General features: G+C 74.2%; 23 protein-coding genes and 1 riboswitch. Of the genes, 6 read left to right on the top strand and 17 right to left on the bottom strand.

The window, feature by feature from the left end; all coding sequences use genetic code 11:
• Positions 1-84: 84 nt before the first annotated feature.
• Together ABZ565_RS31600 and ABZ565_RS31595 are read right to left on the bottom strand one after the other, a co-directional pair.
• Entirely contained in the window at positions 85-1110 is a 1026-nt protein-coding gene (locus tag ABZ565_RS31600; protein ID WP_361034522.1) for a glutathione S-transferase C-terminal domain-containing protein, read from the bottom strand.
• Positions 1111-1120: 10 nt separating this feature from the next.
• Positions 1121-2626, bottom strand: a complete 1506-nt coding sequence (locus tag ABZ565_RS31595; protein WP_361034519.1) for an MFS transporter — start codon at positions 2624-2626, stop codon at positions 1121-1123.
• Between the two features lie 98 nt (positions 2627-2724).
• Here ABZ565_RS31595 and ABZ565_RS31590 point away from each other — a divergent pair, with 98 nt between their 5' ends.
• Positions 2725-3120 (top strand): helix-turn-helix transcriptional regulator, encoded by a 396-nt coding sequence (locus ABZ565_RS31590; RefSeq protein WP_361034516.1) that lies wholly within the window; start codon positions 2725-2727, stop codon positions 3118-3120.
• A 4-nt stretch (positions 3121-3124) separates the two neighbouring features.
• On the opposite strand, the gene ABZ565_RS31585 is transcribed toward ABZ565_RS31590, so the two are convergent.
• Positions 3125-3670: a DUF1697 domain-containing protein gene (locus tag ABZ565_RS31585; protein WP_361034513.1), complete on the bottom strand. Its 546-nt coding sequence runs from the start codon at positions 3668-3670 to the stop codon at positions 3125-3127.
• A 146-nt stretch (positions 3671-3816) separates the two neighbouring features.
• On the opposite strand from ABZ565_RS31585, the gene dhaK reads away from it, so the two are divergent.
• The 4 genes from dhaK to ABZ565_RS31565 are packed head-to-tail and all read left to right on the top strand — an operon-like array spanning position 3817 to position 6405.
• Positions 3817-4809, top strand: a complete 993-nt coding sequence (gene dhaK, locus ABZ565_RS31580) for a dihydroxyacetone kinase subunit DhaK (protein WP_361034510.1) — start codon at positions 3817-3819, stop codon at positions 4807-4809.
• Positions 4810-4845: 36 nt separating this feature from the next.
• Positions 4846-5460 carry a dihydroxyacetone kinase subunit DhaL gene (gene dhaL, locus ABZ565_RS31575; protein WP_361034507.1) on the top strand — a complete coding sequence of 205 codons (615 nt, stop codon included), beginning with the start codon at positions 4846-4848 and terminating at the stop codon, positions 5458-5460.
• Complete coding sequence (locus ABZ565_RS31570) at positions 5457-5867, top strand: PTS fructose transporter subunit IIA (protein ID WP_361034504.1); 411 nt, start codon at positions 5457-5459, stop codon at positions 5865-5867. The genes dhaL and ABZ565_RS31570 overlap by 4 nt, the downstream gene beginning before the upstream one ends.
• A gap of 28 nt (positions 5868-5895) precedes the next feature.
• Positions 5896-6405 carry an NUDIX domain-containing protein gene (locus ABZ565_RS31565; protein WP_361034501.1) on the top strand — a complete coding sequence of 170 codons (510 nt, stop codon included), beginning with the start codon at positions 5896-5898 and terminating at the stop codon, positions 6403-6405.
• Here ABZ565_RS31565 and ABZ565_RS31560 read toward each other — a convergent pair.
• The 9 genes from ABZ565_RS31560 to ABZ565_RS31520 form a co-directional block, all read right to left on the bottom strand.
• Entirely contained in the window at positions 6386-6697 is a 312-nt protein-coding gene (locus ABZ565_RS31560) for a DUF6191 domain-containing protein (protein WP_361034498.1), read from the bottom strand. The genes ABZ565_RS31565 and ABZ565_RS31560 overlap by 20 nt on opposite strands.
• A gap of 67 nt (positions 6698-6764) precedes the next feature.
• Positions 6765-7805 (bottom strand): NAD(P)-dependent alcohol dehydrogenase, encoded by a 1041-nt coding sequence (locus ABZ565_RS31555; protein ID WP_361034495.1) that lies wholly within the window; start codon positions 7803-7805, stop codon positions 6765-6767.
• 80 nt (positions 7806-7885) lie between these two features.
• Positions 7886-8656 carry an SDR family NAD(P)-dependent oxidoreductase gene (locus ABZ565_RS31550; protein ID WP_361034492.1) on the bottom strand — a complete coding sequence of 257 codons (771 nt, stop codon included), beginning with the start codon at positions 8654-8656 and terminating at the stop codon, positions 7886-7888.
• Positions 8653-9321 (bottom strand): TetR family transcriptional regulator, encoded by a 669-nt coding sequence (locus ABZ565_RS31545; RefSeq protein WP_361034490.1) that lies wholly within the window; start codon positions 9319-9321, stop codon positions 8653-8655. The genes ABZ565_RS31550 and ABZ565_RS31545 overlap by 4 nt, the downstream gene beginning before the upstream one ends.
• A 75-nt stretch (positions 9322-9396) precedes the next feature.
• Positions 9397-10608: a PP2C family protein-serine/threonine phosphatase gene (locus tag ABZ565_RS31540; protein WP_361034487.1), complete on the bottom strand. Its 1212-nt coding sequence runs from the start codon at positions 10606-10608 to the stop codon at positions 9397-9399.
• A gap of 170 nt (positions 10609-10778) precedes the next feature.
• A complete protein-coding gene (locus ABZ565_RS31535) occupies positions 10779-11525 on the bottom strand; it encodes a GNAT family N-acetyltransferase (RefSeq protein ID WP_361034484.1) in 747 nt (248 codons plus the stop codon).
• Positions 11522-12439: an NADP-dependent oxidoreductase gene (locus ABZ565_RS31530; protein WP_361034481.1), complete on the bottom strand. Its 918-nt coding sequence runs from the start codon at positions 12437-12439 to the stop codon at positions 11522-11524. Before ABZ565_RS31530 ends, ABZ565_RS31535 begins: the two co-directional genes overlap by 4 nt.
• Positions 12440-12679: 240 nt before the next feature.
• On the bottom strand, positions 12680-13585 hold the full coding sequence (locus ABZ565_RS31525) for an NAD(P)-dependent oxidoreductase (protein ID WP_361034479.1): 906 nt from the start codon (positions 13583-13585) through the stop codon (positions 12680-12682).
• 49 nt (positions 13586-13634) lie between these two features.
• Positions 13635-14363, bottom strand: a complete 729-nt coding sequence (locus ABZ565_RS31520) for an adenosylcobinamide amidohydrolase (RefSeq protein ID WP_361034477.1) — start codon at positions 14361-14363, stop codon at positions 13635-13637.
• A 266-nt stretch (positions 14364-14629) separates the two neighbouring features.
• Between ABZ565_RS31520 and ABZ565_RS31515 the strand changes: the two genes are divergently transcribed.
• On the top strand, positions 14630-15631 hold the full coding sequence (locus ABZ565_RS31515) for a PRC and DUF2382 domain-containing protein (protein ID WP_361034474.1): 1002 nt from the start codon (positions 14630-14632) through the stop codon (positions 15629-15631).
• Positions 15632-15717: 86 nt separating this feature from the next.
• On the opposite strand, the gene ABZ565_RS31510 is transcribed toward ABZ565_RS31515, so the two are convergent.
• The 5 genes from ABZ565_RS31510 to ABZ565_RS31490 all read right to left on the bottom strand — a co-directional run bounded on the left by ABZ565_RS31510 (position 15718) and on the right by ABZ565_RS31490 (position 20380).
• On the bottom strand, positions 15718-16497 hold the full coding sequence (locus ABZ565_RS31510; RefSeq protein ID WP_361034471.1) for an ABC transporter ATP-binding protein: 780 nt from the start codon (positions 16495-16497) through the stop codon (positions 15718-15720).
• Positions 16494-17528, bottom strand: a complete 1035-nt coding sequence (locus tag ABZ565_RS31505; RefSeq protein WP_361034542.1) for an iron chelate uptake ABC transporter family permease subunit — start codon at positions 17526-17528, stop codon at positions 16494-16496. Before ABZ565_RS31505 ends, ABZ565_RS31510 begins: the two co-directional genes overlap by 4 nt.
• 50 nt (positions 17529-17578) lie before the next feature.
• Entirely contained in the window at positions 17579-18619 is a 1041-nt protein-coding gene (locus ABZ565_RS31500; protein WP_361034468.1) for an ABC transporter substrate-binding protein, read from the bottom strand.
• Positions 18620-18680: 61 nt separating this feature from the next.
• Positions 18681-18867: riboswitch (cobalamin riboswitch) on the bottom strand.
• Between the two features lie 50 nt (positions 18868-18917).
• The gene (locus ABZ565_RS31495) at positions 18918-20141 is read right to left on the bottom strand and encodes a beta-ketoacyl-[acyl-carrier-protein] synthase family protein (protein WP_361034465.1); all 1224 of its coding nucleotides are present in this window, start codon (positions 20139-20141) and stop codon (positions 18918-18920) included.
• Complete coding sequence (locus ABZ565_RS31490; RefSeq protein WP_361034462.1) at positions 20138-20380, bottom strand: acyl carrier protein; 243 nt, start codon at positions 20378-20380, stop codon at positions 20138-20140. Before ABZ565_RS31490 ends, ABZ565_RS31495 begins: the two co-directional genes overlap by 4 nt.
• Positions 20381-20525 lie beyond the last annotated feature (145 nt).

The following is a 20525-nucleotide window of genomic DNA, read 5'->3' as shown; positions in this document are numbered from 1 at the left end:
GTCTGCAACATTGCTTGACATCAAGATATCTCGTGAGCGGCGCAGGCTCGACAGGGCCCTGCCCCACACCGGCCGGAAGACGTCCTACGGGCGGCCTCCGGGCGGAATCTCCTCGCCGGCGGGCACCGGTCCCGGCGGGGTGCCGTCGCCGAAGGGGCGGCCGCCGAGCTGTTCGCGGTGGTGCGGGGTCAGCCAGCCGGAGAGGTCGGGGCCCGCGGGCACGATGCCGGTGGGGTTGATGCCGGTGTGCACCCGGTAGTAGTGCTGCTTGATGTGGTGGAAGTCGACCGTGTCCCCGAACCCGGGGGTCTGGTAGAGGTCCCTGGCGTACGCCCACAGCACCGGGTCCTCGGAGAGCTTCCGGCGGTTGCACTTGAAGTGGCCGTGGTAGACGGCGTCGAAGCGGACCAGGGTGGTGAAGAACCGGATGTCGGCCTCGGTGATCGTGTCGCCGACGAGGTAACGCCGGTCCGCGAGCCGCCCGGACATCTCCTCCAGGCGGCGGAACAGCGCCTCGTACGCCTCCTCGTAGGTGTCCTGGGTATCGGCGAACCCGGCTCGGTACACCCCGTTGTTGACGTCCCGGTAGATGCCCTCCATGACGTCGACGATCTCCGCGCGCAGCGCCTCGGGGTAGAGGTCGGGCGCGCCGGGCCGGTGCAGGGCGGTCCACTCGGTGGCGAGGTCCAGGGTGATCTGCTGGTAGTCGTTGGTGACCAGCTTGCCGCTGGGTACGTCGACGATCGCCGGCACGCTGACGCCGCCCGGGTAGTCGCGCTCGCGGGCGTCGTACGCCTCGCTGAGGTAGCGGATGCCCAGCACCGGGTCGCGGCCGTCCGGGTCGAGCGTGAAGCGCCAGCTGCGGTCGTCCTGGAGCGGGTCGGCGACGGCGAGCGAGAGCGCGTCCTCCAGGCCGAGCAGCCTGCGGGAGACCAGGGCGCGACTGGCCCAGGGGCAGGCCCGGCTGGCGACGAGCCGGTAGCGGCCCGCCTCGACGGGCCAGCCGTCGCGGCCGTCGGCGGTGATGCGGTCCGCGAAGTGGCTGCGGGAGCGCTTGAAGGGCTTGTGCCCGTACGAGCTGTTGCCGTCGGTGCCGGCGGAGTCGTTCATCGCGTTCTCCTCAGGAGGCGGCTGCGGAAGGTGGGGAGTGCTGTGTACGGCGTCTGCCCCGTCGGCCGCCGCCCACGTCGGCGACCGCGACGAGCAGGGCGCCGACGACGAACGCGACGGAGACGATGAGCCCGTGGTCGTACGCGTCGGACCAGCCGTCGCCGCCGACCTGGGCGAAGAACACCGCTCCGACGGCGGCGATCCCGATGGCGGAACCGACGCGCTGCCCGGTCTGGAGGGTGCCGCCGGCGCTGCCCGCGGTGGCGACGGGCACCTCGGAGAGGGTCAGGGTCTGGTTGGGCGCGATGACCAGGCCGCTGCCGAGCCCCGCGAAGAGCAGCGGGGCGGCCATCGCCCAGCCCGCGCCCCGGCCGGGCACGAGGTGGACGGCGAGCGCGGTGGCCCCGAGGCCCACGGCCACGGCGGCGAGTCCGACGACGACGAGGGGGCGGCCGAAGCGCCCGACGAGCCTGCCGCCGGGTCCGGCGGCGACGGCGGAGCCCAGGGCGAAGGGGGTGATCGCCAGACCGGCCTGGAGGGCGGTGTAGTGCAGGCCGCTCTGGAGGTAGAGCGTGGTGATGAAGAAGATCGAGGTGAATCCGGCGAAGTACAGCAGGATGAGGAGACAGCCCAGCCAGTACGAGCGCACCTTGAAGAGCCGGAGGTCCACGACCGGGTGGGTGCCGCGCCGGCCGCACCGGGCCTCCCAGCCGACGAATGCGACGAGCAGCGCCACGGCCAGGATCAGCAGCAGCCACTTCTCGTCGCCGGGCCACTGGCGGGACTGGACGAAGGGCAGCAGCAGGGCCAGGACCCCGGAGCCGAGCAGCAGCACGCCGAGCGGGTCGAGGTCCCGCAGCCGGACCGGACCGGCGGACGGGGTGTCCGGCAGCAGGCGGCGGGCGAGCAGGAGGCAGACGAGGCCCAGCGGCAGGTTGACGTAGAACACCCAGCGCCAGCCCTCGTCCGCTCCGGCCGCCTGGATCAGCAGGCCGCCGAGCAGCGGGCCGACGGCGGTGGAGATGCCGACCACCGTGCCGAACATGCCGAAGGCGCGACCGCGCTCCCGGCCTTGGAACATCTGCTGGATGAGGGCGGAGATCTGCGGCGAGACCATGCCGCCGGCCAGCCCCTGGACCAGGCGGGCGATCACCAGCCAGAGGCTGGACTGGGCGGCGCCGCAGGCCGCCGAGGACAGCGTGAAGAGCGTGAGCCCCGCCATGAAGACCGCGCGCCGGCCCCGGGCGTCGCCGAGCCGCCCGGCCGGGATCAGGAACAGGCCGAAGGCCAGGGCGTATCCGGACAGGACCCATTGGAGGTCGGACTCCGGGGTGTGCAGCCCCTCCTTGATGGAGGGGAGCGCGACGTTGACGATCGAGACGTCCAGGAGGGTCATGAAACCGGCGACCAGGCAGACGGCGAGCGCCTGCCACCGTCGCGGATCGGGCGTGTCGTGCCCGGACCCCGGACTCGCGTCCCGCCCGTCGGAACCCCGGTCCGCCGCGCTGTCTGCCATGGTTGGCACCCTAGGACGCGTGCGGTGATTCCTCATCCCGGCTGGTCCACCCGGCCGTGCGGGGATCGCGCGGACGAGGGCCGGTTAGGGTACGGCGCATGCAGTCGTACACGATCGGGCAGGCGGCCCGGCTCCTGGGCGTCAGCCCCGATACCGCCCGGCGCTGGGCCGACGCGGGGCGCGTCGCGACCCACCGCGACGAGGGCGGCCGCCGCCTCATCGACGGCCGCGACCTGGCGGCGTTCTCCGTCGAGGTCGCGCAGAGCGGCGCGGGCGACGAAGACGTCTCGTACACCTCCGCGCGCAACGCGTTCGCCGGCATCGTCACCGCCGTGAAGCTGGGCGATGTGGCCGCACAGGTCGAGATCCAGGCGGGACCGCACCGGCTGGTGTCCCTGCTGACCAGGGAGGCCGTGGAGGAACTGGGCCTGGAGGTCGGTGTGCAGGCCACCGCCCGGGTGAAGTCGACCAGCGTGCACATCGACCGCGCCTGACCGGTCAGCCCATGCCCTTCCGGGCGGCGGCCAGGATCTTCACGACGGTGTGGAAGAAGCGGGTGGTCGCGTCGCGGCCCAGGACGCCTTCCTGGAAGCCCTTGGCGGCGGGAGCCTTGCCGTTGATCAGGTGCCAGACGACGAACGCGTCGTGGTCCGTGTGGCCGATGATCTCCATGTCCTTCTTCGGGGAGAGCATCGGCAGGGCCAGGTCAGGGGCGATGCGCTCGGTCGTGAAGACGACGCAGCAGCGGATGTCGTCGGTGACCGTGACGTCCTTGAACGGGTCGAGGGCGATCAGCGCCTCCAGCTCCGGAACCGTGCGCAGGCACACCGCGACGTCGTAGCCGAGGGCCGCGGCGAGATGGTCGCCGATACGGGCGGCGAGCGCGGCACGGTCGGTCTCGTCGGACTCGAAGAACACGTTGCCGCTCTGGATGTAGCTGCGCACGGAGGCCAGACCCAGCTCCGTGAAGAGTGCGCGCAGGCGCTCCATCTTCACGGAGCGGCCCGGTACGTTCAGCCCTCGGAGAAGTGCGATGTACAGCAAATCCGGTCACCTGTTCATGCGGGAGGGAACGCGGGGCGCGGCGGACGACGACAGCGTAGCCCCGCCGTCTTCGCAGCGGCGCGATCACGGCCTACGGTGGGGTGGTTCACGCCGTCCGGGTCCGACAGCTCTCCTGGGAGATTCCGTTGCGCATGCTGATCAACGTTCCCGAAACCGTGGTGGCCGACGCGTTGCGCGGGATGGCCGCCTCCCATCCCGAGCTGACCGTGGACGTGGAGAACCGTGTCGTCGTACGCCGGGACGCGCCCGTGGCCGGAAAGGTGGCCCTGGTCTCGGGTGGCGGGTCGGGGCACGAGCCGCTGCACGCCGGGTTCGTCGGCCCCGGGATGCTGTCGGCGGCGTGTCCGGGCGAGGTGTTCACCTCGCCGGTGCCGGACCAGATGGTGCGGGCGGCGGCCGCGGTGGACAGCGGCGAGGGCGTGCTCTTCGTCGTCAAGAACTACACCGGGGACGTGCTCAACTTCGAGATGGCGGCCGAACTCGCCGAGGAGGAGGGGCTGCGCGTCGCGCAGGTGCTCGTGGACGACGACGTCGCGGTGACCGACAGTCTGTACACCGCCGGGCGCCGCGGCACCGGGGCCACCCTCTTCGTGGAGAAGATCGCGGGCGCGGCGGCCGACGAGGGCGCCCCGCTGGACCGGGTGGCCGCGATCGCCCGCCGGGTGAACGAGTCCTCGCGCAGCTTCGGCGTGGCCCTCAGCTCCGTCACGACGCCCGCGAAGGGCTCCCCCACCTTCGACCTGCCCGTGGGCGAGCTCGAACTGGGCATCGGCATCCACGGGGAACCGGGCCGGGAGCGGCGGGCGATGATGACCTCCGGGGAGATCGCGGACTTCGCCGTGAGCGCGGTCCTGGACGACCTGCGCCCCAGCGGCCCGGTCCTCGCCCTGGTCAACGGTATGGGCGCGACGCCGCTGCTGGAGCTGTACGGGTTCGGCGGCGAGGTGCACCGGGTGCTGCGGGAAAGGGGCGTGGTGGTCGCCCGTACGCTCGTGGGCAACTACGTGACCTCGCTCGACATGGCGGGCTGCTCGGTGACGCTGTGCCAGGTGGACGAGGAGCTGCTGCGGCTGTGGGACGCGCCGGTCGAGACGCCGGCGCTGCGCTGGGGCCGTTGATCCGCTGATCCGCACGCGACGGAGCTGGGAGTGCACGTGCTCGATGCCGATTTCTTTCACCGCTGGATGACCGCGACCGCCGGTCTGGTCGACCGCGAGGCGGCGCGCCTGACCGAGCTGGACTCCGCGATCGGGGACGCGGATCACGGCAGCAACCTCCAGCGCGGGTTCGCCGCCGTCTCGGCGGCCCTGGCGAAGGAGCCGCCGCGGACCCCGGGTGCCGTACTCGCCCTTGCCGGACGGCAGCTGATCTCGACGGTCGGCGGTGCGTCGGGGCCGTTGTACGGGACGCTGCTGCGGCGTACGGGCAAGGCGCTGGGCGACGCCCCGGACGTGTCCCCCGCCGTTCTGGCGCGGGCGCTCGGGGAAGGCGTCGCCGCGGTGGCGCAGCTGGGCGGGGCAGGGGCCGGTGACAAGACGATGCTCGACGCGCTGCTGCCGGCCGTCGAGGCGCTGGGGACCTCGTTCGCGGCGGGCCGGGAGGCGGCGCGTGCGGGCGCGGAGGCGACGGTGCCGCTGCGGGCGCGCAAGGGCCGGGCGAGCTATCTGGGCGAGCGGAGCGTGGGGCACCAGGACCCGGGGGCCACCTCGGCGGCGCTGCTGATCGCCGCGCTGGCGGACACGGCGGAGACGGACGGGGGCGCGGCGTGAGCGCGGGGGCGCAGGTGGGCATCGTGCTGGTCTCGCACAGCGGGCCGGTGGCCGAGTCCGTGGCGGAGCTGGCCCGCGGGCTGGCGGCGGGCGGGGCGACGGCTCCGGTGGCCGCGGCCGGCGGCACCGGGGCGGGCGGGCTCGGGACGAGCGCGGAGCAGATCGCGGAGGCCGCCCGGTCGGTGGACGGCGGGGCGGGGGTCGCCGTCCTGGTGGACCTGGGCAGCGCGGTCCTCACGGTCAAGGCGATGCTGGCCGAGGGCGACGAGCTCCCGGCCGGGACGCGGTTGGTGGACGCCCCGTTCGTGGAGGGCGCGGTGGCGGCCGTGGTCACGGCGTCGGCGGGCGGCGACCTCGACGCGGTGGAGGCGGCGGCCTCCGAGGCGTACGACTACCGCAAGGCGTAGGCCCCGGGCGCCGCGCACACTTGACGGCATGACGGCCAAGAAGACCACCCGCCGCAGCGCGGGCCTGCTGCTGTTCCGCACCGGTGCCGGGCGTGGCCTCGAAGTGCTCATCGGCCACATGGGCGGCCCGTTCTGGACGGGGCGCGAGGAAGCCGCGTGGTCGGTGCCCAAGGGCGAGTACGCCTCCGACGAGGAGCCGGGGGCCGCGGCGCGGCGGGAGTTCGAGGAGGAGTTCGGGCATCCGGCGCCGGACGGGGCGTGGGTGGCGCTGGGCGAGGCGCGCCAGCCCAGCGGGAAGACGGTGACTGTGTGGGCGCTGGAGGCCGACATCGACCCGGCGACGGCGGTGCCCGGCACGTTCGCGATGGAGTGGCCCCGGAAGTCGGGGACGCTGCGGGAGTTCCCGGAGATGGACCGGTTCGCCTGGTGCACGCCCGAGGAGGCGGCGGAGCGGCTGGTGAAGGGGCAGCGGGTCTTCGTGGACCGGCTGCGCGGGCGGCTGGCGGAGGGCGGTTCGCTCAGTGGTGGAGCCGGATGACGGCGAGGCCGCCGTCGAGATCGACGGTGGAGCGGTGCGGCGGGGCACCGTCCTCCTCGTCGTCGCGGAGCAGCAGGGCGCTCTGCCGCTCCTTGAGTTCGCTCTGCTTGCCGGGTGAGAACGTGGCGTGCAGCTGCTCGAAACCCGTCGCCGAGATCTGGCCCTGGCGGGCGCTGTTCCGCCACGGCAGCAGCCCCGCACGCCCGGCGCGCAGCAGCAGCTGGTCGAGGAAGGCCGCGACGGTCAGACCGATGACCAGGCCGGGCAGCGTCATCAGCACGAGGAATCCCATGCGGCCAGTGTCGTCGTACGGGCGCGGCCGGCGCAACGGCCGCGCCCGTACGACGGGGCCCGCCCGGTCAGCTCTGCGGGAGGATGACCGCCCGGCCGTTGATCTTGCCGGCGTGCAGGCGCTCGTAGGCGAGCGGTGCCTCGGCCAGCGGGTACGTCTCGACGTGGACGTCCACCGCGCCCGTACGGGCCAGGTCGAGCACCTCGGCCAGTTCGGAGCGCGATCCCCAGTACGGGGCGGTGACCGTCGTGTTGAACGGCAGGCCGCCGAAGCCCACGGGCAGGGCTCCCCCGCCGATGCCGACGATGGTCACGTCGGAGTCGATGGCGGCCGCGGCGCCGGCGGTGGCGACGGTCGGCGGGGCCCCGACGAAGTCCAGGACGACCTGGGCGCCGATGCCGCCCGTCAGTTCGCGGATGCGGACGGCCGCGTGCTCGTCGGACAGGACGGTCTCGTGCGCCCCGACGGTGCGGGCGAGGGCCAGCTTGTCCTCGGTGACATCGAGGGCGATGACCCGGACGGCCGTGAGGGCGCGCAGCAGCTGGATGGCCACGTGGCCGAGGCCGCCGGTGCCGATGACGACGGCGGTGGCCCCGGGTACCAGCTTCGGCAGGGAGCGCTTGATGGCGTGGTACGGGGTGAGGCCCGCGTCGGTGAGCGGCACGGTCCGTACCGGGTCGAGGTCGCCGAGGGGCACGAGGTGGCGCGGGTCGTCCACGATCATGTACTCGGCCATGGCGCCGGGCGAGCCCAGGCCGGGCGGGTTGATGCCGAGCTCGGCGGCGCGCAGGCAGTAGTTCTCCTTGCCCTCGGCGCACTTCACACAGGTGCCGCAGCCCCAGGGGCCGTAGACGGCGACGGACTGGCCGGTCTCCAGGCCGGTGACGCCGTCACCGAGCGCGGCGATCGTGCCGACGCCCTCGTGGCCGAGGGTGAGCGGCAGCGGGTACGGGAACTGGTCCGCGGGCCAGCTCATCACGGCGATGTCGGAGTGGCAGACGCCCGCCGCCGTGACCTTCAGCAGCACCTGTCCGGGGCCCGGCTCCGGGTCGGGCACGGTGACGACCTCGGGTGCGGCACCGATCTCGCGGTATTGAACTGCCTTCATGGGGTCCTCCTCGACCTCTGTGGCTGTGGCTCTTGTGCTGACCCCCGAAAACCCCCGGACCCCCGAGTCCCCCTCCCCCGTCAGGAGGCCGAGTAGCCGCCGTCCACCAGGTGGTAGCTGCCGTGGATGAACGAGGCGCGGTCGGAGAGCAGGAACGCGGCGAGCTCCGCGACCTCCTCGGACGTGCCCAGGCGGCCCGCCGGGTGCAGCGAGATCAGGTGGTCCCGGGCCGGGCCCTCCGTGTTCCGCAGCAGCGGGGTGTCGATGAAGCCGGGGCCCACGGCGTTGATCCGGACGTTCTGGGCGGCGTACTCCAGGGCGGCGGTCTTGGTGAGGCCGACGACGCCGTGCTTGGCGGCGACGTAGGCCGGCGAGCCGGCGAAACCGTTGGTGCCCAGGATCGAGGACATGTTGACGATCGCGCCGCCGCCCGCGGCGACGATGGCGGGCAGCTCGTGGCGCATCGAGTAGAAGACGCCGCTGAGGTTGGTCGCGACGACCCGGTCCCAGTCCTCGACGGCGTACTCACCGGTCGGGTTGCTGGGGCCGCCGATGCCCGCGTTGTTCACCGCGAGGTGCAGTGCGCCGAAGGTGTCGACGGCGAACCGCACGCCCGCCTCGACGGACGCGGGGTCGGTGACGTCCATGGCCACGGCGGCGGCCCGGCCGCCGGCGCTCTCCAGCGCGGCGGCCGCCTCGCGGGCGCTCGCTTCGTTGTAGTCGGCGACGACGACGGAGGCGCCCGCGCCGGCGAGCCGGTGGGCGAGGGCCAGGCCGATGCCGGAGGCCCCGCCGGTGACGAGGGCGGTGCGGCCGGCGAACTCCTGGTCGGTGGGGGTGGTGGTGCTCATGGGGTGCCGTTTCCTTCCGTGGTGCTGGTGGTGCTGTGCGGCGCGGGACCGGTGAAGAGTTCGCCGGCCAGGGCGTCGAAGGCCCGTTCGACGAGCTGGGGCAGTTCGTCGGGGCGGTCCCCCCGCACCCAGGCGGCCTGGGCGGCGAGGAGGGCGCCGGCTCCGGCGGCGACCGTGACGGCGGGCCGCAGGTCGCTGAGGGGGTCGGTGCCGAGCCGGTCGGCGACGATGGCGACCGAGTCCGCCTGCGCGTCCACCCGGATGTGGTGGAAGGCCGCGTAGAGGGTCGGTTCGCGCTCGGCCAGGACCAGCAGCTCGTAGATGCGCGGGCGGCGGTGCCAGGCCGGGACCACCGGGTCCCGGAGCCAGTCCTGGACGGCCCGGCGGTACGCGGTGAGCGGGGGCTCGTCGGCCGGGCGGGCGCGCAGTGCGTCGTTGATCCGGTTGCCGTCGCCCCGGACCGAGTCCAGGACGGCGTCCTCCTTGCCGGCGAAGTACCGGCTGAAGGTGCGGCGGTCCAGGTCGGCGCGTTCGGCGATCTCCTCGACCGTGACCTCCCTGAGCCCCCGGTCGAGCACGAGCTCGAACGCGGCCCCGGCCAGCGCGTCCCGGGTCCGGCGGGCCTTGCGGCCCCGCCTGTCCGGAATCTTCCGTTCCGCTTGCATGTGTGCCACCGTACACCCAAAAATGTCCCGACGCGACAGAAGTCGCGCCGGGACAGGAAGGGCCTGGTGTGCCGCTCAGCGCCCGCTGAACACCTCGGCGGCCCGTACCGCCTCGTGCTCCGCCGGGACGGGCGGAGCCGGCACCGCGGAGGAGCTGCGGCGCAGGGCGAGTACGGCGACGTCGTCGCGCCGCACCCCGCCGGAGAACTCCTCCAGGTCGTGTTCGAGCGCGTCGAGCAGTTCCTGGGGGCTCCCGTGCGCCCAGCGGCTCAGCCGGGTGTCGAGCGGGTAGAAGTGCCCGTCGGCGTCCCGGGCCTCGGTGACCCCGTCGGTGAACATCAGGAGCGTCGCGCCGGGCGGGAAGTCGAGCCGTTCCGCGGTGCGGCCCTCGTTGCCGAGTTCCGCCAGGCCCAACGGTACGGAGGTGTGGCGCAGGGGCACGGGGACGGCGATCCCGTCGTGCAGCAGCCGGGGCTGCAGATGGCCGCAGTTCACCGCGCGGACCCGGCCGTCGCCGTCGAAGCCGAGGACGAGCGCGGTCACGAAGCGTTCCGTGTCACCGGTCTGGGCGGCGAAGGCGTTCTGCCGGGCGACGGCGTCCTCCAGGCGGTCCACGACACCGGTGAGGGAGGGTTCGCGGATGGCGGCCTCGCGGAACGCGCCGAGGACGGCGAAGCCCACGCCGATGGCGGGGAGCCCTTTGCCCTGGACGTCTCCGATGATCACCCGGGTGCCGTACGGCGACTGCACGGCCTCGTAGATGTCACCGCCGACCAGGTGGTCCTCCTCGATCGGCGTGTAGGTGCCGTGGGCGGTGATCTGGTCGGTGGGGATCGGCAGGGGGCGCAGGATCTGGCGCTGGAGGGCGACGGCGGCGGAGCGCAGCCTGGCGATCTCGGTGGCGTGCCGGATGCGCAGGGCGCAGGCGCCGACGCTGAGCAGGCAGGCGAACAGGGTGAAGACGATGCTGCTGACCATGTCCCACGCGGTTCCACCGGTCGCCGCACGCGTGACGACGGCCGCCCCGGTGACCCAGGCGCCGGCGACCGCGGTCTGACCGACCGTCCCGAAGACCGAGACGAGGGCCGGCGCGACCACGAGGAGCGGCACCAGCCGGAGGTCCTCGCCGGCGAGGATGTCGAGGCTGACGATCACGGCGGTCAGCAGGGCCAGGCCGCCGGACAGTGCCCCGTTCCCGATGCGTGGGCCGCGCGCCGCGGCCTCCCCCGCCTCGGTGCCGGGGAGCGCCACGCGGGGCGCCGGCCGGCTCAGGAGTCCGAAGGTCACGGCCCTCTCCTTCCGGGATCGGCCGGCGCCCCGCGCGCCGGCGTTCTCTTCCATTCGACCGGGCCGAGGGAAGGAGCACACGAGGCTTACGGCCTGATGGGCCCGGCCGAAGGTCCCGGAATACGCCCGGGGCGGGTGCCTCCCGGTCCGGAGGCACCCGGCGGACACGCCTAGCGTGCGGCCGTCGCGTCGGCGCGGCGGCCGGGCGCGGGGACGGTCGGCGCGTGCGGGACGAGGGCGGCCAGGAATTCGATCCGTCGGCGGAGCTCGAAGCCCAGCGCCTCGTACAGCCGGACGGCGCCGGTGTTGGCGGCGGCCGCGTGCAGGAACGGGATCTCGCCGCGCTGGCGGATCTCGTGGGCGACGGCACGCACGAGTCCGCCGCCGAGCCCCTGGCCGCGTACCGACTCGTCGGTGCAGACGGCGCTGATCTCGCTCCAGCCCGGCGGGCGCATGCGTTCGCCGGCCATGGCGACGAGCACGCCGTCCCGGCGCACTCCCAGGTAGGTGCCGAGCTCCACGGTCCGGGGCTCGAAGGGGCCGGGCCGGGTGCGGGCGACCAGGTCGAGCATCTCCGGTACGTCGGCGGGGCCAAGCCGGACCGCTTCCGGGAGGGGCGCCGCGGCCACCCCCGCGTCCACCAGCTGGACGCCGTCGGCGTGGAAGGTGATCTCCCAGTCGGCGGGCGGGGGCTCCCGGAACGCGGTGACCGTCACGCCCCCGCCCGGCCCGGTGAGCGCCGCCACGTCGGCCCAGTCGGCGGGCCCGGGGTCCGGCGGGAGGGCGACCCAGGGGGCGACCTCGGAGGGGTAGCGCAGCACGCGGCCCCGGCGCTCGGCGAAGTGGGCGTGCGGACCGCGCAGCGCGGTGCCCACCGGGTCGTCCAGGGGGTGGGCCGAAACCGGGTGCGCGCTCACGCGGACACCTCGATCACGGTCTTGCCCAGGGCGTGGCCGTCCTCCACCGCACGCAGCGCCTCGGCTGCCCGGTCGAGGGGCACGGTCAGCGTCACGTGGGTGCGCAGGATCCCCTCGACGGCCAGCCGCGCCACCTCGTCGAGGACGGCGGCGGTGCGGGCGCGCCGGACGGGTTCCCCGCCGAGCTCGGTCACCAGGGGCTTGCCGCCGGCGCTGATGAGCGCGGCCGGGCCGGCCAGGCCGGCCGCCTCGCGCAGGGTGTCGCCGCCGACCAGGTCGAAGACCGCGTCCACGCCCTCGGGGGCGGCCGCCCGCACCCGGTCGGCGAGGCCGGCGCCGGACGGGATGTGCTCGGCGCCCAGGGACTCCACGAAGTCCTTCTTGGCCTCGCCCGCGACGCCGAGGACCCGGAGGCCCGCGTGGCGCGCGAGCTGGACGGCGGCGCTGCCCACGCCGCCGCCGGCCCCGGTGATCAGGAGCGTGGCGCCGGGGGCGAGGCCGAGCTGACGCACCCCGTCGTAGGCGGTGGCGGCGGCGACGGGCAGGACCGCCGCGTCGGTGAAGGAGAGGGCCGCCGGTTTGTGGGCGGTGACCGCGACCGGCATGAGGGTGTACTCGGCGTACCCGCCGGTCAGCGGGTTGCCGAACACCTCGTCGCCGGGTGCGAAGTCCTCGGTCCCGGGTCCGGTCTCCACGACGGTGCCGGCGGCCTCGCTGCCGAAGACGGTCGGGAACGGCAGCGGCTCGCTACCGGGCCTCGTGTAGCCGGTGCGCAGCTTCCAGTCGACCGGGTTGACGCCTGCCGCGCGAACGGCGACGAGCAGTTCACCGGGGCCGGGTTTCGGCCGTTCCAGTTCGGCGAAGCCCTCCACCTCCGGTCCGCCGTTGCGGGTGAACACGTACGCCTTCGGCATGAGCTCCTTCTCCCCTGTTCGTGCGCCGGCGCCCCGCTGCCGGGCGCCACAGCTGCGGCAAGGACGAGTGGCGCGCGGGTATTCCCGTACCGTCGATTTCGACTCAATCACGGCCCGGTACCCGCCGGTCGGCCCCTGCGGCGGACCGTCCTGTGGCACGCTGATGGCGGCCGTCCCACCGGGCTCCCCCGTACCGGTGGGGCGGTCCTCCGTCGTCCCGGAGCCGGTGCCCCGGTCCGGTCAGCCGCCGTCCCGCTCGGGTGCCCGGCCCGCGTAGTAGGTGGCGATCATGTCCTCGTCGCCGTGTCCCGCGGCCTCCGCGCGCGCGAAGCGGGCGGCCGACGCGGCGGCCAGGTCCAGCCGGACACCGGCCTGTGCGGCCGCGTCGAGGATGAGCCGGGTGTCCTTGAGCGCCGTGGACAGGGCGAAACTCGGAGTGAGATCCCCGTCCAGCACGGCGGCGGACTTGGCCTGGAGGTAGCCCGAGTCGAGCGGTCCGCCCTCGACCAGGCCGAGGAACGTACGCGGGTCGACGCCGAGCCCTTCGGCGAGGTTCAGGCACTCCGCGACGCCGCCGACCATGTTGACCACCCAGGCGTTGACCACGAGCTTCAGCCGGGAGGCCGCCCCCGGCTCCTCTCCGGACCACACCGTGCGCTGCCCGATCGCGTCCAGCACCGGTTCGACCACCGCGCGGGCGGCCTCGGGACCGGAGACGAGGACGGTCAGCGCGCCCTGCTCGGCGGGCTGCCGGGTGCCGACGACCGGGGCGTCGAGGTGGATCAGCCCCAGGTCGGCGGCGCGCTGGGCCAGCTCGACGGCGCCGTCCGGGCCGACCGTGGAGGTCTGGAGCAGCACCTGGCCCCGGTGCAGCCCCTCGGAGGCGGCGGCGAGCGCGGCGGCGACGGCGGTCGAGTCGGTGAGCGCGGTGAGCACGACGTGGGCGCCGCGCACGGCCTCCTCCGCCGTGCCGGTGACGGTGGCGCCGTCGGCGGCGAGCGGGGCGGCCTTGGCCTGCGTGCGGTTCCAGGCCCGGACTTCCAGACCGGCGCGGAGCAGGCTGCGGGCCATGGCCGCGCCCATGATCCCGGTGCCGAGTACGGCGACGACGGGCCGCTGCGGGGCGGTGGGGACTGCTGAGGTCATGGTGTTCCCTTCGTCGGCCGCTCCCCGGGGGCGCGGCGGCTTCGGCTTCTCAGGGCTGCCGCAGCGCGCCTTCCAGCACGGCGGCGTGTACGGCTCTGGCGAGTCGCGCGCCCCAGCGGGAGCGCGGCCCGGCGAACGGTTCGGCGGCGCCGGACCCGGGTCCCGGTTCCGGTGCGGCGAGGCAGACGGCGTCCGTGGGGGTGCCGGAGCAGTCGAGCCCGGCGTCCAGGAGCGCCTGCACCTTGGCCTCCGTGGCGGTGGCGACGGCGTTGACCAGGGCGGCGTCGGACAGCGGCACCGGGAACGTCACCACGATGTTGACGGTGCCGGGGCGCGGCGGTCCGCCGGTGCCCTCGTCCGGCACGGCGGCCCAGCCGCGTACGCCCAGACCGCAGGTGGCGGTGGCGTGCACGCCCTCGTCGTCGGCGGTGGTGTACGCGGTGACGTCGGCGGCGGTCATGAGGCCGGCACCGGGGCCGGTGAGGTGGGCATCGGCGGCGATCTCGGCGAGGTGGCGGTCCGGGTCCATGCGGGGGTAGCCGCCGGGCACCTGCGCGTTGAGGATCCACTCGCGCGGGCCGATGCCGCCGCCCAGGACCGCGCTGCTGCAGACCCGCCAGCCGGGGCCCAGCCGCCACAGGAGGTGGTGGAGCTCCGCGCCGTCCTCGCGCCGGGCGAGCAGCTCCCCGCGTTGCCGGGGGAGCCGGATGCGTACGGAACGGATGGGCACCCCCGGGTGGCGCGGTGGGACGTCGGTCGGCCTGGACCCGTTGATCATATGTGCCGGGGCCGGGGCGTCCGGGGGCCGCCCCGCTCCCCCGCCGGGGTGCGCACCACCCGGCTGTTCACCCGGATGGCGTAACGGGTCCGAGAGCCGCGCAACCGCGTGACACGGGCGCTGCGCCGGTTCGAGGCGGATGGAGCGCGCCGCGCCCGGTGGCCGGGCGGTTGCAGCGTCCATCCGGGTGAGGCGCGATGGAATCCGGACGCGCCTTCTCTGCTGGACCCACCCACAGGACGCGCCCGGGCGAGGAGGATTCGGATATGGGAGCCGCTGACGGTTTCACGGATTCCGGAGAGCTCGACGGCCTGACGGTGTACGACACCGAGGGCGAGAAGATCGGCAACGTGGGCCGCGTGTATGTCGACGACAGCACCGGCCGCCCGGACTGGATCACGGTGAAGACCGGCCTGTTCGGCATGAAGGAGAGTTTCGTGCCTCTCGCCGGAGCCCGTCGAGTGGGCTCCGACCTGCACATCTCCCACGGCAAGGACCAGGTCAAGGAAGCCCCCCGGGTGGACGCGGACGCACATCTGTCCGTGTCCGAGGAGGAGGAGCTGTACCGGCACTACGGCCTGACCAGGAACACCAGGGGCAATCTCGGCAACCGCTCCGGCACCGGCGCACCGACCACCGCCGGCACAGGCACCATGGGCGCGGCCGGCACCGGCGCGGCGGCCGGGGCGGGAGCCGGGGCCGCGGGTGCGGCCGGCACGGACCGCACGCAGGCGGGCGGCACCGGCAGGCACCGGGACACCGACACCGCGGGCACGGGCGCGGGGCGTCCGCTGGCCGGGGCCGGCGCGGGTGCGCAGCGGTCCGGGGCCGACCTGGGCGGCAAGGAGGAGATGATCCGCTCCGAGGAGCAGCTGCACATCGGCACCGAGGAGTACGAGAGCGGCAGGGCCCGCCTCCACAAGTACGTCGTCACCGAGAACGTCACGCGGAGCGTGCCGGTCTCGCACGAGGAGGTACGGGTGGTCCGTGAGCCGCTGCAGCCGGGCGACAGGACGGCCGCGCGCGCGGGCGATCTGGCGGAGCAGGACGTGGAGGTCACCCTGCACGCGGAACGCGCCACGATGCGCAAGGAGACCGTCCCGGTGGAGCGCGTCCGGATGGAAACCGAGAGGGTGACGGAACAGAAGGAGGTCTCCGCCGAACTGCGCAAGGAGCAGATCGACTACGCGGACGGAACCACCAAGGGCGGCAAGGACATGGGCGGCAAGGACACCGGTGGCGACCTCGGCCGAGGACGCCACCGCTGACCCCTCGCCGGCATGCCGGCCGTACCGCACGACAGGCGAGGGGCGGACCCGCCCGACGGGTCCGCCCTCTCGCGCGCCCGGGCCCGTCAGGGCAGGAAGCGCACCGAGGGCCGCCCCTGCGGGCCGTCCGGTGTCACGACGGACCGCACCCGGTAGACGTCCTCGATCAGCTGCTCGGTGATGACCTGTCCGGGGGGCCCGCCCGCGACCGCCCGTCCGCCGCTGAGCACCACGATTTGGTCGCAGAACATGGCGGCCAGGTTGAGGTCGTGCAGGGCGACGACGGCGGTCAGCGGGAGCGAGGCGACCAGGGAGAGCAGGTCCAGCTGGTGCTGGATGTCCAGATGGTTGGTCGGTTCGTCCAGCAGGAGTTCGCGCGGTTGCTGGGCGAGCGCGCGGGCGATCTGGACGCGCTGGCGCTCCCCGCCGGAGAGCGTGTGCCAGGACTGGTCGCGCCGGCCGGTCAGACCGGTGCGTTCCAGCGCCTCGTCCACCGCCGCCGCGTCCGCATCCGTCGGCGCCGACCAGGCGCGCCGGTGCGGGATACGGCCCAGGCGTACGACGTCCAGGACGCGCAGCTCGTCCTGGGTGACTGCGTGCTGGTCGACGACGGCGACGCGCCGGGCCACGGCGCGGCGGCCGACGGCCGTCAGGGATCCGCCGTCCAGCGTGACGACGCCCGCGTGCGGGGCGAGTACCCCGGCGAGGATGCGCAGCAGCGTGGACTTGCCGGAGCCGTTGGGGCCGATCAGGCCCACGGTGGTGCCGGGCTCCGGGGCGAGCGTCACGCCGTCCAGGAGGAGGCGGCCGCCGGCCTCGCGGCTGACTCCGTCGGCCCGTAGGCCCTCCGCCGTCGTCCGGGTCATGCGGGCCGCCCGGTGCGGTAGAGGACGGCGACGAAGGCGGGCACGCCGATGAGTGCGGTGACGACGCCCACCGGGACCTCCTGCGGGTCGAGGACGGTCCGGGCGAGCGTGTCGACCCAGACCAGGAAGACGGCTCCGGCGAGCGCGGTGACCGGCAGCAGCCTGCGGTGGCCCGAGCCGGTGAGGGCGCGGGCGGCGTGCGGCAGGACCAGCCCGACGAAGCCGATGGCCCCGGCCGAGCTGACGAGCGCGGCGGTCAGCAGCGCGGTCGTGCAGAGCAGGACGGTCCGGACGCGTGCGACGTTCACCCCGAGGGCGGCGGCCGCGTCCTGCCCGAAGGCGAAGGCGTCGAGCGTACGGGAGTGGCCGAGGCAGACCAGCAGGCTGACGGCGAGAACGGCGGAACAGATCCACACATCGGTCCAGCCGACCCCGCCGAGCGAGCCGAGGAGCCAGAACAGCACCCCCCGGGTCTGCTCGGCGTCGGCGGCCGTCATGACGACGAACGAGGTCAGCGCCGAGAACAGCTGCATCGCGGCGACCCCGGACAGCACGACCCGGTCGGTGGAGCCGCCCAGGGTGTGGCTGAGGAGCATCACCAGCGCGAACGAGCAGAGCGCCCCGATGAACGCCCCGGCCGGCAGCGACACCGCTCCCCCGCCGACGCCGAGCACGACGACCAGGACCGCGCCGGTGGACGCCCCGGAGGAGACGCCGAGGACGAACGGGTCGGCGAGCGGGTTGCGCAGCAAGGACTGCATGACGGTCCCGCAGACCGCGAGGCCGGCCCCGCAGACGGCGGCGAGCAGGGTACGCGGCATGCGCAGGTTCCAGATGATGCCGTCGCGGATCGGGCTGAGCCGGGCCTCGCCGATGCCGAGGTGGGCGGCGACGGCGGACCAGACGTCCACGACGGAGATCCGGGCCGGTCCGATGGTGACGGCGACCGCGACGGACAGGACGAGCAGCAGAAGGCCGCCGGTCCACAGGAGGCCGCCGCGCAGGCGGCGCGGGCGGGGGCGGGCGGGCACGGCGGCTTCCGGCGCCTTCTCGCGCGGGGCGGTCAGCGGGTCGGTGGCCGTCACCCCGCGAGCCCGAACTCGCGCAGCCCGGCGGCCACCAGCTCCACGCCCTCGACCGTGCGGATGGTCGGGTTCATCGCCTGGCCGCTGAGCAGGACGTAGCGCTTGTGGCGTACGGCGTCCATCTTCTTCGTGACGGGGTTGGACTCCAGGAAGGCGATTTTCCCGGCGGCGCTCTCGGCGGTCTGCGACTTGCGGGTGAGGTCGCCGATGACCAGCACGTCCGGGTTGCGGTCGGCGACGGTCTCCCAGTTGATCCGGGGCCACTCGTCGTGTGTGTCGTCGAAGGCGTTCTTCAGGCCGAGCTCCCGGGTGATGATGCCCGGCGCCCCGCAGCAGCCCGCCAGGTAGGGGGACTCGGAGTTGGCGAACCAGTACAGGACGGAGGTGCCGGATCCGTCGATGCCCTCGGCCGCCTCGCGGATACGGGTGCGGAGCCGCGCGACCAGCTTCTCGCCGCGCTCGGGCACGCCGAACACCCGGGCCAGGTCGCGCACTTCGCCGTAGACGCTGTCCATGGTGAGGGCCCCGGTGCGGACGCCGTCGCCGTCCCTGGTGTTGTCCTTGGCCGTGCAGTCGGCGGGCGAGACGTAGGTGGGGACGCCCAGCTGCTCGAACTGTTCGCGCGGGGCGACGCCGCCCTTGGCGAGGGTCGACTCGAAGTCGGCGGCGACGAAGTCGGGCTCCTGGTCGAGGACCTTCTCGGAGGAGGGCCGGTTGTCGGCGATCCGCTTCACGCCGGCGTTGGCCTTCTCCAGGCCCTTCATCACCGGGTCGGTCCAGGTGGCGGTGGCGGCGATCCGGTCCTGGAGTCCGAGCGAGAGCAGGATCTCCGTGGTGCCCTGGTCGACGGAGACCGCGCGGCGGGGCGCGGCCGGCACGGTGACGGTGCGCCCGCAGTTCTTGAGGGTGACCGGATAGCCGTCCGCCGTGCCCTTGTCCCCGGCCGCGTCGGGCGGGCTTCCTCCGCAGGCCGTCAGCAGCAGGAGCGCGGCGGTGAGCAGGGCGGCGGAACGGGCGGGGCCGGATATCGGCGGCACGGGGTACCTCGGCGTCTCTGGGCCCATGCGCGGGGCCCGCTGTACGGAACCCGCCGTCCGGTCCCGGACGGCGGTCGCCAGCAGGTCTTCGGACTCGGGTTCGCTCGGGCGGGACGCCTTCCCGGGAGACGGTGGTCTCCCAGTGGCCGTGGCCCCGCCCGTCCCCCTCACCGCTGCGCGTCAGTTCCGGATTCGCACCGGATTCCCTGACCCCTACGTGGAGTTCGACTGGCCTGGGCACGCTACCACGCGGGTCCGCGCGGCTCAGCGGCGCCCGTGCCCGTCCGGAAAGGGCCGCTCACGGACGTTGGAGGGCCACCACCGCGTTGTGCCCGCCGAAGCCGAAGGAGTGGCTGACGGCCCGGTGGACGGGCCGCACCAGCGGCACCTTGGTGACGCAGTCGATGTCGAACCCGGGCGCGGGGGCGTCCAGATTGGCCACCGGCGGGACGACCCCGCGCTGGAGGGTGAGGATCGTCAGCCCCGCCTCGATCGCCCCGGCCGCGCCCATGCAGTGCCCGAGCACGCCCTTCGGGGCGGTGACGGGCGGCCGGTGCGGGTACACCCGGCTGATCAGCGCGGCCTCGGCGGCGTCGTTGCGTACGGTCGCGGTGCCGTGCGCGTTGACGTGCTCCACCTCGTCGGCCCGCCAGCCCGCGTCGCGCAGGGCGGCCTCGGCGGCGGCCCGGGCGACCCGCCCGTCGGGGTGCGGGCTGGTGGGGTGGTGGGCGTCCGTGGTGGCGCCGGTGCCGGCGAGCAGGGCCCGGGGTTCGGCGCCCCTGGCCTCCGCGTCGGCGGCGCGTTCCAGCACCATCACGGCGGCCCCCTCGCCCATGACGAGTCCGGCGCGGTCGGCGGCGAAGGGCCGGCTGAGCCGGGACAGGTCGCCGTCCGCCCGGGCGGCGGCCCCGGACCGGGCGAAGCCGGTCATGGCGATGGGGAAGACGGTCGACTCGGTCGCCCCCGCGATGGCGACGTCGCACTGCCCGGTCACCAGCAGGTCGCGGGCGACGGACAGCGCGGTGACGCCGGACGAACAGGCCGTGCAGGGGGCCATGCTGGGGCCGGTGGCCCGCATCTCGATCGCGATCTCGGCGGCCGGCATGTTGGGGATGGTCAGCAGGACCCCGGCCGGCGAGGTCGCCTCCGGCCCCCTCCGCTCCAGCACCAGCGCCTGGTCGGTGAGGTGCGCGGAGCCCCCGCTGCTGGTGCCGACGACGACCGCGACGCGGCTGCCGTCCCAGCCGGCCGGGTCGAGCCCGGCGTCGGCGACGGCCTCCCGGGCGGCCAGGACCGCGAACTTGACGTACCGGCCCATCCGGAAGGCCGTGCGGCGGCCGATCTCGGCGTCCAGGTCGATTCCGTCGACCACACAGGCGAAGTCGATCGCGCACCCGGCGAGCGCGGGAACGGTGCGGGCCGGGCTCACCGCGGCACACACCCCGTCCCAGGTGGACTCGGTGTCGTTGCCGACCGGGGTGATCATGCCGAGGCCGGTGACGGCGATGGCCGGTGTCCTCATCGGGCGACGCCCGCCGCCGCGTGGAGGTGCTCCGTGAGCTCGGCGAGGGTGGTCCCCCGGGTCAGGATGCCGGTGTCCAGCTCGACCCCGGTGGTCTCCCGGAGGACGACGGCGAACTCGGCGGCCGCGAGGGAGTCCATGTCCAGGCTGTCCATCGTGGAATCCGGAAGGATCTCGGCCACGGGCACCCTGAAGGTACTGCTGAGTACGTCGGTGATGCGGGGGTGGATCGTGCTCATGGTCTTCCTTTCCTCATGCCATCCGGGTCGGGTGTCCGGCGCCGGCGCGCACGGCCCGACGCCGGAACAACTGAGCAGCGCCGCTCCGGTTACGCCTTGCGGCGAACCGATTCACCAACGCCCGGCCGGGACGTCCCGGGCCACC

Origin of the sequence: Streptomyces sp. NPDC016469 (assembly GCF_040632905.1) — a bacterium.
Classification (GTDB): Bacteria; Actinomycetota; Actinomycetes; order Streptomycetales; family Streptomycetaceae; genus Streptomyces.
Note: the sequence above shows the minus strand (reverse complement) of the source record. Positions and strands in the feature narration are given on the sequence as shown.